At 62.1% G+C, this 12,264-nt stretch carries 9 protein-coding genes; 7 read left to right on the top strand and 2 right to left on the bottom strand.

Going from position 1 to position 12,264, the window contains the following annotated elements:
• Positions 1–12 precede the first annotated feature (12 nt).
• Positions 13–1,149 (bottom strand): FHA domain-containing protein, encoded by a 1,137-nt coding sequence (locus GOQ25_RS19460; protein WP_236844446.1) that lies wholly within the window; start codon positions 1,147–1,149, stop codon positions 13–15.
• Positions 1,150–1,348: 199 nt separating this feature from the next.
• On the opposite strand from GOQ25_RS19460, the gene tssJ reads away from it, so the two are divergent.
• From tssJ to GOQ25_RS01805, 6 genes are read left to right on the top strand one after another with little or no spacing between them, the layout of a single operon-like run.
• Positions 1,349–1,903, top strand: coding sequence for a type VI secretion system lipoprotein TssJ (gene tssJ, locus GOQ25_RS01830; protein ID WP_160348730.1), 555 nt, complete (start codon positions 1,349–1,351; stop codon positions 1,901–1,903).
• A 57-nt stretch (positions 1,904–1,960) separates the two neighbouring features.
• A complete protein-coding gene (gene tssK / locus GOQ25_RS01825) occupies positions 1,961–3,295 on the top strand; it encodes a type VI secretion system baseplate subunit TssK (RefSeq protein ID WP_160348729.1) in 1,335 nt (444 codons plus the stop codon).
• A gap of 21 nt (positions 3,296–3,316) precedes the next feature.
• On the top strand, positions 3,317–4,600 hold the full coding sequence (locus GOQ25_RS01820; RefSeq protein WP_370519863.1) for a DotU family type VI secretion system protein: 1,284 nt from the start codon (positions 3,317–3,319) through the stop codon (positions 4,598–4,600).
• Positions 4,597–8,205 (top strand): type VI secretion system membrane subunit TssM, encoded by a 3,609-nt coding sequence (gene tssM, locus GOQ25_RS01815; RefSeq protein WP_160348728.1) that lies wholly within the window; start codon positions 4,597–4,599, stop codon positions 8,203–8,205. Before GOQ25_RS01820 ends, tssM begins: the two co-directional genes overlap by 4 nt.
• A 12-nt stretch (positions 8,206–8,217) precedes the next feature.
• Complete coding sequence (gene tagF / locus GOQ25_RS01810; protein WP_160348727.1) at positions 8,218–8,925, top strand: type VI secretion system-associated protein TagF; 708 nt, start codon at positions 8,218–8,220, stop codon at positions 8,923–8,925.
• Positions 8,926–8,953: 28 nt separating this feature from the next.
• Positions 8,954–10,564 (top strand): hypothetical protein, encoded by a 1,611-nt coding sequence (locus GOQ25_RS01805; RefSeq protein ID WP_160348726.1) that lies wholly within the window; start codon positions 8,954–8,956, stop codon positions 10,562–10,564.
• 64 nt (positions 10,565–10,628) lie between these two features.
• Here GOQ25_RS01805 and GOQ25_RS01800 read toward each other — a convergent pair whose 3' ends face one another.
• A complete protein-coding gene (locus GOQ25_RS01800) occupies positions 10,629–11,456 on the bottom strand; it encodes a winged helix-turn-helix domain-containing protein (RefSeq protein ID WP_160348725.1) in 828 nt (275 codons plus the stop codon).
• Positions 11,457–11,740: 284 nt separating this feature from the next.
• On the opposite strand from GOQ25_RS01800, the gene GOQ25_RS01795 reads away from it, so the two are divergent.
• Positions 11,741–12,262, top strand: a complete 522-nt coding sequence (locus GOQ25_RS01795; RefSeq protein WP_370519866.1) for an META domain-containing protein — start codon at positions 11,741–11,743, stop codon at positions 12,260–12,262.
• The last annotated feature ends 2 nt before the right edge of the window (positions 12,263–12,264 follow it).

Genomic DNA, 12,264 nt, shown 5'->3' with positions numbered 1-12,264 from the left:
GCTACGGCACGATTATTTGGTCCTTCCGGAGGGGCTGCGAGCCGGCGGCTGCTCGTGCTTGGCTTCAGGCGCGCGTTCGGGCGTTTCAGACCTGACGCGGCTGGGGCGCAGAAAGCCGCCGGTTTCACGGGTGTGATCGCGTGCGGTCCACTGGTCGTGCGCGGGCTCTTGTTTCGGATCGAACGTGTCACGCAACGGGTCCAGGCGATGCGGCGCGAGCGGATCGTGCGCGGGCAAGGTCGAAGGGGTGGGGTCGGAAAATACATGCTCGACATCTGGCCCCTCGTGCGAGTCAAGCAGCTCCAGCGGATCTCGCGCGGGGCCGCTCACGTTCGCGTCGCCACGTGGCAGTTGTCGCAATGGGTCTTCGGGGTTGCGTTCTCCGGCGGATTCCATGTCGAACGGATGCGTGCTCGCATCAGGCACGCTGCCTACGGGCAGGGTGCCGGGGCCGAACAGACCGCTGAAGACGTCGTCACTCTGGGCCGATGTCTCGGTATCGGATGCCAGAGACGATTCGGCTTGTGGCGAATCGGCTTCGACACCCGCTATGACATTTTCGTCGACCTCGATGTTCGGTATCTGGGCGACAGGGTCTTGGAACAGCGTGTCGCTTCGTGCCGTGCGGTCGATCACAGGTTCCGCGATCACGTCGGGCACCGGCTCGGGTACCGCTTCGAGCTGTGCGGGATCAGCCATTGCCGAGGCATGATCGAACTCCGACGCGGGCGTTGCGGCGTCGAGCAAGGGGCTTTCCAGCAAAGGATCCGGCTCGGGCTGCAGCAACGGCGTGGCCGCGGCGGCGCCGGCCGCCACGCCCGCCATCGCATCGATGTCCGGGTCTTGCGCCAGTATGGTGTAGGGGCCGATTTGCAATTGATCCCCCGAGGTCAACGGCAGCTCTTGATCCCGCTCGATCTGACGTCCATTCAGTCGAACTTCGCTCATGCTACTGAGGTTCACCAGATAGCACGCATTGTCGGTGATACGCACTGCCGCTTGCACTCGGCAGATATCGCGTTGCGGATCGGGCAGACGCAAGGCGTTATCAGGCGAGCGGCCGATAGTGCCACCCGGCGCGTGAAAGACGGTGGACCACGGTGCGATCAGACCCGACTCATCAGGTCGTTGCTGCACGGTAAGTTTCATGCCGGCGCCTCCTATGCGAGATTCGATGATAACGACTGCGGGAGGTCGATACGATGACGGCTAGTTATGAAATTTTATTTACGCGCCGGTTTTTCTCCCCACGGCGTAACAGTGGTAACTCTTTCTTTTTTCGCACGACAAGATTTTTGTTTTCCCTTGTCATAGGCGGTTTGTTACCCGCTAGAGGAGGCGCTGCGTAATGGGCTCTTTCCGTCATACCATCATTGCGGTCGGCAAGGGCTTATGTCTCGGATGGCTGGCTGTACTGATGCTTGTCACTGCGGGATGTTCGTCCACGGCAAGGCGCGTACCCGTGCCCTATGCGATCGAATTATCTGCGGATAAGCAGGTGAATCCCGATGCGAACGGACGCCCCTCGCCCGTGCAGGTCACGATCTACGAGTTAAGTTCGTCGACGGCTTTTGGCTCGCGAGATTTTTTTGCCCTGCAATCCGATGCGCAGGCAGCGCTAGGGAAGGAATTGCTGAACACGGATCAGGTTGTGTTGCGTCCCGGTGAGACAAAGACGCTGCAATACCCTGGCAGCAGCGAAGCGCGCATGGTCGGCATCGTCGCCGCCTATCGCGATCTGGAGCACAGCCAGTGGCGGCTGGTGGTCGAACTGCCCGAAGCGCAGAACACCAATATCTTCAAGATATGGCAGTTCTCGCCGAACGAGGAAACCATCAAGATCGCCGTCAAGAATCACGAGGTCATCGTGACTGATCGAGACCGATCATGGTGGCCATTTTGATAGCAACCTCCTCGCTGCCTCGGGACGACGCATCGAATCCTACACTCAAGCATAGCTATGGCAGAGAAGAATAAAGTCATCTGGTCGGAGGGGATGTTCCTGCGACCCCAGCATTTCCAGCAGTTCGAGCGCTATATCGAGAACACGCTGGCGCAGCGCACAGCCGCACTGCATGGGTTTTACTGGGGGTTTAGTCATCTCGCTTTCGATCGTGAAGCGCTGGCTATCGGCAAACTCGTCGTGACCGAGGCACAAGGGGTACTGCCTGATGGGACCACGTTCGGCTTTGCCCACCCTGACGATGCGCCCGGCGCGCTGGAGGTGCCCGCGACCGCGCAGGATGTGCGCGTGATGCTCGCGCTGCCTCGTGTGCGGCCCGGTGCGACGGAGGTGCAATACGAGGACGAGCCCGATTCCTTAGCGCGCTATCTGGTGCGGGAGACCGAGGTCGAAGATTCGGGTGCGATTGGCATGGAGCCTGCGTTGTTGCAGGTAGGACGTTTGCGACTGCGTCTGATGCTCGAAACCGATATGGGCGATGAATGGGTCGGCATCGGCGTGGTCCGCGTGATCGAACGTCGTGCCGACAATCGCGTGGTGCTGGATGAACGCTATATCCCTCCTTCGCTATCGTTTGGCGAACAGCCTCTTTTGCTGGGCTTTGCGCAAGAGCTGTATGGCTTGCTGCAAGCCCGCAGCGAGGTGCTGGCCGCGCGATTGTCACAACCGGGGCGAGGCGGTGTGTCGGAGGTCGCCGACTTCATGCTGCTAGAGACTGTCAATCGCTACATCGGCGCGTTATGGCATATGCGTCAGGCTGGCTGGTTGCATCCGGAACGGCTCTTTCATGACTGGTTGATGCTGGCTTGCGATCTCGCCACCTATACATCGGCGAGCAGGCGCCCCGAAGTGTTGCCGGTATATGAGCATGATGATTTGCAGGCCACTTTTGGCGCTTTGATGGATGAGTTGCGCCGATCCCTTTCGGCTGTGCTGGAGCAGCACGCCTTGCAGATCCCGCTGCAGGATCGTGGCCAGGGCGTGCGGGTGGCGCAGATCCCGGATCTGGATCTCCTGCGTACAGCGGGTTTCGTGCTGGCCGTGCATGCGGATATGCCTTCGGACACGGTGCGCGCGCGCTTTCCCGCGCAGGTCAAGATCGGGCCGGTCGAGCGGATACGCGATCTGGTGCATCTGCAGCTGCCGGGTGTGACGGTGCGCGCCTTGCCCGTGGCACCCAGGCAGATTCCGTATAGCGCCGGGCATATTTATTTCGAGCTGGATAAGGGCGGCGATTTCTGGAAGCAGCTCGAGCGTACCGGCGCGCTCGCGCTGCATCTGGCTGGCGAGTTCCCCGGTCTGACGATGGAGTTCTGGGCAATACGCGATTAACGGTGGCCCGCCAATCACGACATGCACGCATCTGACACCGCATTTCCCGGGCCCATGGGCACCGGTTTCCCAGAGGGCGGCGCGACGGCGTCGGACCGTTTGCGGCCGCACGAGTATGTGATCAGCGGCTCGAATCCCTTGGTGGCCGCAGCGAACCCTTTGTTGGATTTGATCCCGCAGATTCGTGCCACCACCTCGCATCCATCGCCAGCCATGTTGCGCGAGCATTTGCTCGACGAGATTCGTCAGTTCGAATTGCGCGCGCAGCAGGCCGGCATCCCGAACGAAACCATTTTGGGTGCCCGTTATTGCCTGTGCACGGCGCTGGACGAGGCCGCGGCGTTGACGCCATGGGGCGGCAATGGCGTATGGTCGGCGCATAGTCTGCTGGTGACGTTTCACAATGAGACCTGGGGCGGGGAGAAATTTTTCCAACTGTTGGCCAAGCTGTCGCAGAACCCGAGTCAGCATTTAGACCTGCTGGAACTGCTGTACTACTGTCTGGTCCTCGGATTCGAGGGGCGCTATCGCGTTCTGGACAATGGTCGCTCGCAACTGGAAACGCTGCGTCAGCGCTTGCTGCGTATTCTGCGCAGTGCGCGGGGCGAGTATCCGCGCGCATTGTCGCCGCATTGGCAGGATGTGCCCGCCCAAACACAGCTGCGGCGCTTGCCCGTGCCGTTATGGGTATTCGGTGCGCTGGCCGCGGTGCTGGCGCTGGCGATCTACTGGGCCTTGGCATGGCATCTGAGCCGTCAGTCTGACGCGGTGTTCGCAGCCATCAGCAATGTGAGTCCGCCCAAGGTGCAGATCGCGCCAACGCGCCAACCTGCCGCAGCCCCGCGTCTGGCGGTGTTCTTGTCGCCCGAAATCCGTGATGAATTGGTCTCCGTGCGCGATGAGGTCGACCGCAGCGTAATCGTGCTACGGGGCGACGGGCTGTTCGAGTCGGGCTCTGCCTCGGTGCGAGATCAGTACCTGCCTGTGTTGTCGCGCGTGGCCGACGCCCTGCGGCAAACGCAAGGCGAAATCCTCGTGCGTGGCTATTCCGACAATATCCCGATTCGTAGCGCTCGCTATCCGTCGAACTGGCATCTGTCGCAGGCACGGGCCGATGCGGTCAAAACACTGTTGGAGCAGCGACTCGATCAGCCGCAACGCGTGCGGGCAGAAGGACGGGGCGACGCCGATCCGGTGGCGCCCAATGATACGGCGGCTGGCCGCGCGCGCAATCGCCGTGTTGAGATCACATTAATGGTGCCGCCCGTCCCGAGAGGCGCAACCGTCGAGGGTGCGCAACAATGATTCATCGCCTGTTCAGTTTCATCTTTAGCCGCGGGTTGTGGAATTTCCTGGGCCTGGTGGCGATCGCCCTGCTGATCTGGATTGGCGGGCCCTTGCTCGCCATCGGCAACACACGTCCGTTGGAAAGCGAGACGACCCGCATCGTAGTCATCGCGGTGCTGTTCGCGTTATGGCTGTTACGCATCCTGTGGCGTAAATGGCGTGAGGGACGTCTCAATGCGCAACTGCTGGGGCAATTGCGCAAGCCCTCAACCAAGAAAAAGGTCGAGCCAGAGCCGCAAAATGGCGAAATACGCCAGCTGGAAGAGCGCTTTAACGAAGCCGTTGAACTGCTGCGAAAAACGCGTTTCGAGGGGGATAAACGCCGGCTGTCGCTATCGCGGTTTTCCAAGCAGCATCTCTATCAATTGCCGTGGTACGTCATCATCGGCGCTCCCGGCGCGGGCAAGACAACGGCCCTGGTGAATTCGGGGCTGAACTTTCCGCTGGCCGATCGTTTCGGCAAGGTGGCGCTGCGTGGGGTAGGGGGCACTCGCAACTGCGATTGGTGGTTCACCGACGATGCCGTGTTGTTAGATACGGCCGGACGTTACACCACGCATGAGAGCGACGCGATCGGTGACGAGCAGGAATGGAAAGGCTTTCTCGGTCTGCTCTCAAAATTCCGAGGCCGGCAACCCATTAACGGCGCGATGCTCACCATTAGCGTGGAGGACTTGCTCGCCGCCTCGGACGCCGAGCGCGCGCAGCACGCGGCCGTGTTGCGCCGGCGCCTGCAAGAGTTGCGCGAGCAGTTGGGCATCCAGTTCCCGGTCTATGTGCTGGTGACCAAGACCGACTTGTTATCGGGCTTTGAAGAATACTTTGCCTCTTTCAGTCGCGAAGATCTCGCGCAGGTCTGGGGCTTCACGCTGCCTTATACGCGCACGCAGGAAGCGGACTTCGACCTATACGAGGCGTTCCACGCGGAATACCGCCTGCTGCAGCGGCGTCTGGACGATGCGCTACCCGAAGTCATGGCGGCGGAGCCAGATGCCGCGCGTCGCGCGCGCGCCTATATGCTGCCGCAGCAGTTCGCCGGGCTGCAATCGTTGCTCGGTAACTTCCTGAGCGATGTGTTTGCCACCTCGAAGTTCGAAGCGCGGCTGGTGCCGCGCGGTGTGTACTTCACCAGCGGCACGCAAGGCGGCGAAACCTTCGATCAGGTCACAGGTCATCTGAAGCGTTATCTGCGCATTGACGGTGGCGCCTCGCAGGCCATCGCCGCTCGGGAAGAGGGCGGACGCAGTTACTTCCTCAAGGGCGTGCTGCAGGATGTGATCTTTCGCGAGGCGGGGCTTGCCGGACGCAATCTGCGTTGGGAGCGGCGCTACCGCCGTCTGCATTGGGCGGGTTATGGTTTGATTCTGGCGATCCTGACCGCGCTGCTGGTCGGCTGGTTCGTCAGCTATCGGAATAACGCCAACTATGTGGCAGACGTCGAGGGCCGTGTGCCCACGGTCGAAAAGCTGGCGCGAGATATCAAGATCACGCGAGCCGGGGATGTGCTGGGCCTGATGCCGTTCCTCGATAGCCTGTGGTATCTGCCACGCCATGCGGATTTCGAGCTCGATGCGCCGCCGCTGACCTATCAGTTCGGTCTGTATCAGGGGCAGAAGCTCAACGCCGCCGCACAGGGCGTCTATCGCGATACGCTCGAGCAAGTCTTGTTGCCTCAGGTCGCGCGCCGCGTAGAGAGCGCCCTGCGTACCGCTGCCCCGGATGATCTGGAATATTCCTATGAGGCGCTGCGGGCTTATCTGATGCTATACGAGGCCGATCATTACGACGCGGAATTCATGCATGCGTGGCTGCTGTCCGATATGCAGAACACCTTGCCCGAGGGCTATACGCGCCGCCAATATGACCTGATGTCTCTGCATCTGCGCAACCTCGTGCAGGGGCGCGTGTTGTCCTCGCCATTTCCACGCGATGAGGAACTGGTGACGCAGATGCGTGAACGGCTCGCGCACTATACGCTGGCCCAGCGCGCGTACAGCCGCCTGCGCAGACTCTTATCCAATACTGATCAAGGGCCTGAGCAGACCGCCATCACGCTGGGCGGGCCGCAAGCCAGCTCGGTGTTCGTGCGCAAAAGTGGCAAACCGCTCACGCAAGGCATTCCGGCGCTGTATAGCTACGACGGTTACTGGAAGGTATTTAACCAACGGGTGAATCGTGTCGCCGAGCTGCTGCGTCAGGACGACGCGTGGGTGCTGGACATCGCGCCGCCCGGCGCGCTGGACCAGCCGGCGCAGCAGCAGTTGATCGTGGATATCAAGCGGCTGTACATGAACGACTATGTGCAGCAATGGGACGCGTATTTGAATGACCTCAAACTCGCGCCCGCGACATCGCTTTTGGAAAACATTCAAATCGCACGCACATTGTCCGCGCCGGATTCTCCCCTGGTCAAGCTCGTACAGGGCGTGGCGCGAGAGACCAATTTGTTGCGCGACACGAACGATGGGCGGTCCCTCATGGATCAGGCTCGCGAGCGCGTCAGTAGCACACGCGATGCGCTGGAGCAGATGTTCGGGCCGACGGGCCCCAACTCCGCAACGCGTGCCGATGCCAGTACCGAGAAACTCGAACGCATTGTGGATCAGCACTTCGAGCCCTATCGTCGGCTCGCGCAGAGCGAGGCGCAAGGCGGGCAGCCCGTGATCGCGGCTACCACGGGGCTGATCAACGAGCTCTATACGTATCTGACCGCTGCCGACGCCGCACTGCGTAGTGCCAACCCCGCGCCGAATTCCGAAGTCGTGACCAAGCTGCGCGCCGAGGCCGGGCGTTTGCCAGAGCCGTTGCGCGATGTGCTCAATACGATGTCGGTCAACGCCTCGGACGAGATCTCCGGCGCGGCGCGTCAGCGTATGGGCGAGACGATGACGGCTACCGTAGGGCTGTTTTGTCGTCAGTCCATCGCCGGCCGCTATCCCTTTGCGCGCAGTTCGCCGCGCGATGTGGCGCCCAACGACATGGCGCGCTTGTTCGGCCCCAACGGCATGATGGACGAGTTCTTTCAGAAGGAGTTGGCTCCGCATATTGACGTCTCGGGATCGCGTTGGCGGTTCAAGCCCGGCATTGACGGTGGCCGGGGCGACAGCGCGGCGTATCTGGATTCCTTTCAACGGGCCGGCGTGATTCGCGATGTGTATTTCATGGCGGGAAATCCTTTGCCCTCCTATCGAGTCGCGATCCGGCCGATAGAGATGGATGCACAAATCACGCAGTTCGTCCTCGACGTCGACGGCCAGGCGGTACGCTATGCACACGGACCACAAGTGGCGACCAATGTGCAATGGCCGGGGCCACGCGGATCCAATCAAGTGCGCATCGAACTCGAACCGCAAGCCGGCGGGGCAGGGTTGTCCGCATCGGGGCCTTGGGCGCTGAATCGCCTGCTGGACAAGGCTCAGCTGCGGCGCGGCGCATCGCCTGAGATCACCATCGCGACCTTTGATATCAACGGCAGGAAAGTCGTGTTGGAGATCACAGCCAGCAGCGTCAAGAGTCCTTTTCATCTTCCCGAAATGCAGGGCTTTTCCTGCCCCGGCCGTTAGGTGAGACTGGCGATGAATGACGTCACGGCGCAGCTCGGTTGGTACGGCAAGATCCCGGCATCGGGCGACTTCGTGCATCGCCGTTTGCCCCGTGAGCTGATCGCCTGGTGGGATCGCTGGCTGCAATTCGGTCTGGCCGCCGTCAAGCAAGCGCCGAATGACAGCGCAAGCCGCAGTTTTGCCACGGCGCCAATCTGGAATTTTGCTATTCCGTCCGGGCCTAGTGGCGGGGCTGTGCAGTTGGGCTGCCTCGCGCCAAGCCGCGATCGTGTGGGGCGCGCGTATCCGCTATGCGTGACATGGACGGTCGCCGCGGCGCACTACGATGCAGGGATGTTGGACGGGGCGACCGAGTTCTACCGCAAGATCGGCGCGGGCATTCTCTCGGCCGTGCGGCATGGCTGTGCGACCGAACAATTCGATCGTGAACTGCTGGCGGTGCCTTTACCGTGCGCGGCGCGGCCATCCGTGGCCTCCAGCAGCGGTAGTGACATTATGGATATTCTGAATGCTGGCCGCGACGCCGTGGCGGCACCGCTGTCATCGCGCGAGTTGGCAGCCTGGCCGGAGCTCTCGCTGTGCTTTAACCCCAGTTCGCATACAAGCTATTGGTGGACGAACCAGGCTGATGGCGCGTCGCATCAGACTTATATCCATGGCGGGGCGTTGAACGCCGCGCTGTTCACACGACTGTTCGCGTCGCTGCCCGCGTGGCGCTAGCGATGCCACCGGTGCACGGAGTCTCTGCATGAGTACGACATCCTTCACGCTACATCCTGACGCATCGACCTTGAGGCCGCTGAATTTGATCGCCGCCGTGGCCAGAGGCGGCGTGCCGCAAAAGCGCATCCAGCGCGTGCTCGCCGAATTGATCGAGGCATTAGCACCCTTGCACGCAGAGGGTCGGGTGCATGGCGGCATCGCCACGAGTACGGTGGGGTTGGACGCATCGGGTCACGCGCATCTGATGCACGCGCCGTTGTCTCCTGCCCCGGACGCCGAGGAGGCAACGCGAATCGAGGGGTATGCCGCATTCGAGCAGTACACCGACGACCCGGATTGGCATTGTGGTCCATGGACCGATGTCTACGGGCTTAGCGCATTAGCCCATGCAATGGTGATGGGTGCCGCGCCGCCCGGCGCGCTGGCGCGTCGTGTCAAGGATCTCGCCACGCCGTTGGTGGAGATAAGCCCCGCCGGTTACGACCGCGAATTCCTGCAAACCATCGATAGCGGTTTGTCGTTAGCACCGGCGGGGCGACCCGCAACGCTACAGGCGTTCTGTGCGGCCGTCGGACTGGCGTGGCCGGGGCAGCTTGCGACAGAGACCGATCAAACGTCGTCTGTCGTCGACCGCGACGCTGCTACAGTGGCCGTAGCGCCGCAGACTGAGCATGCGGTGCAGGCGCAGGTCGCCCGTGAGGAGGCGGCCGCTGCGTTGCCCCCGGTGGCTGCCGCACCGGTGCGCCCGCGAGGCACGCGCGTGCCTTTGCTGTTGCTCCTCGGTGTGCTGGGCGCGATCGCGTTGGGCGTTTATATCTGGCTGCAGTCCGTGGCGCCGCCGCGCTCGGCCAATTACGCAAGCGCGACTCCCGAACACGAGGAAGCCGCGTCGATGCCGCCGAGCGTTCCCGAGCCGCCCGCGTTATCTCAACTTGAGCAGCGTGATGGCGAAGCAAACCGCGCGCAAACCGGAGCCGTATCGTCCGCTACATCCAGCCCAGAACAGTCAGAACCAGCCCCAGTCTCTGACTCTGCCTCACAACCGCCAACAAGGTCTGACGCTGCAGCGCCTCTGGCGGACACAGCTTCCGATGCGGCTTCTGACGAGGGCGATGCGACCCTGCATAGCACCCCTGACGCTCCCGCGTCGACTGCAGCGGTTGCTTCGTCCACCGCCGAGACCACCGCGAATCCAGACGTCGGGGCGTCGTCAGACTCTGTTGCTACGGCAACGACCGGGGTCCACCAACGTCCAGCGCCCGTCGGCGCCGATACTGATTCCGCAGGCAGCGCTGCGACAGCGCCACAGCCGCAGCCTTCCGCGTCCGAGACGTCGAACGAGCCAGAACCTACTGCTGCAGCTAACGACACCGCCGTTGGAACCCCGCCCGAGCCGTCTCCCTCCACGGAGAAGCCCCCCACCGCGACCCCTGTCGCCGTGCCGGTCCGGGTGCGCCCGTGGGGCGAAGTCCTGATCAACGGCCGCTCGCGTGGCGTCAGCCCTCCCTTAGGGCGGATCATGCTCACGCCGGGCAGCTATAACGTCACGATCCGCAATCCCGCCGCGGGAGAATATCGCGGCAGAATCACCGTGGCTCCCGGCGGGGGCGCTGCGATTTCTCACACTTTCGAGTAATGCGTTTCCACGCAAATGCCCCCGGTTACGCGCGCAGCGGGGGCATTCGGCGGGTAAAGGCCTATCAGCGGCTAGCGGTCACATCTTCCAAATCCGGGATGTCGGCATCCACCAAAAGGTCGCTGGTGAACATATAGCCCCAGCCATGTACCGCTTTAATGGGGAGGCGTACGCGTTGTGCCGCGGCTTTGCGGCGCATGCGACTGATCATGACGTCGATAAAACGGCCGCGCCGCTCGCTCTCGGGACCTTCGCCAGACGCCAGGTCGGCGCTGAGCGCATCGCGGCTGATGCGCTTATCGGGCTCGTGTGCGAATCGCAGCAGCAGGCTGCGCTCGGCGGTGGTCAAGGACAGCATTTGCCCCGTGGGGGCCATCAGCGCCCATCCTTTGCTGGTCAGGCGCCATTTCCCCGTGGAGGAAGCGGTCTCGAGCGGAACCGAGTAGCTGTGCGCAGCGTGCGTGGGCGTGGGTGTGGGGACATAGGTCTGCGGCGCGGGCTCCACCGCCGCAGCGTGTTGTGCCGCTTCAGCGATACGGCGCATCAACGATTGTAGAACCGCCGCCAGCTCCAGCCCCGAGGTGGTCGCGTCCAGGCAGGCGTCGGCGCCGCTCAACAGGGTTCTTACCCGCGAATCGCTATCCGGAAAATCCGCGATCGCCACAATGCCGACGGCAGGCAGCATGACGCGCAATTGCGCCGCGGCGATGTCGATCAGTGATAAACCGCCGGTTAGCACCACCAGAGGCACGGCATGCTGAGACAGATGCTCGTACAGTTGTGCCAGCTCGCCATAGTGGTGAACCTTGAACCCCAGGCGGGTAAGCTCGGTGATTTGAGAAACGGCGGGGTCGTCGCCAGTGAGGAAAAGAACGTCCGGCGATGTATTCATGGTTTTATTCCGAATAAGGCATCGAGACCATTGCATGGTCCGCGCCTAGTCTAACTCGGCCAGAGCCTGGAGTTTGTAAGGACTTACAAAGAGTCCGGCAAGGTTTGCGTAAGATGTTGGCCCTGGTTCTATCTGCGCGCGTCGAGGATAATCGACAGGGCGCGGCAAGTGAGCGGAAAGACGCATCTTGTGTGACGCAGTGTTTCATTCAGTGCGGTGGCGGAGAGTGTCCGCGCTACAGTCAGTCAGTGTACAAACATCTGGAGGTGAAGATGTTCAGGAAGTTGCGGGTAAGCCAATTCGTGTTAGCGGGCCTGGTACTAGGCGCGGCAGGATGTGCGGAAACCACCGTGCACACCCAGGCTCATGCCGAGGGCGCGGCCGCGACCCATGCCGCCACCAGCGCCGATTCGTTTGCGCAAACTGCATGGCAGCTGACCCGTTGGGTTGAAAAAGGTGGGGCGAGTCGGCCCATCGCCCTGGGACAGAACGCCCAGCCGGTTGAGCTGGTGTTCCTGGCTCAAGGCAAGGAATATCGGGTCAACGGCTACTCCGGGTGCAACCGCTATTTCGGTAATTATCGCTTGCAAGATGGGAAGCTGTCGATTTCTGTCCGGGGCAATACGCGAATGGCCTGCCCGGATCCTGCTCGAGCCGCGCTCGAAAACGCATATCTGAAGGCCTTGGGCGAGGTCTCGTCGTTTACGTTGGATAGCGGCAGCGCTCCGCGCCATCTGACCTTTAATCTGCGCGACGGCGACGTGCTGGAGTTCACGCGCACGCAGGATCCTCCGACGCCGCAGTAGGC

It is taken from the genome of Bordetella sp. 15P40C-2 (assembly GCF_009763235.1).
GTDB lineage: Bacteria > Pseudomonadota > Gammaproteobacteria > Burkholderiales > Burkholderiaceae_B > Bordetella_A.
Note: the sequence above shows the minus strand (reverse complement) of the source record. Positions and strands in the feature narration are given on the sequence as shown.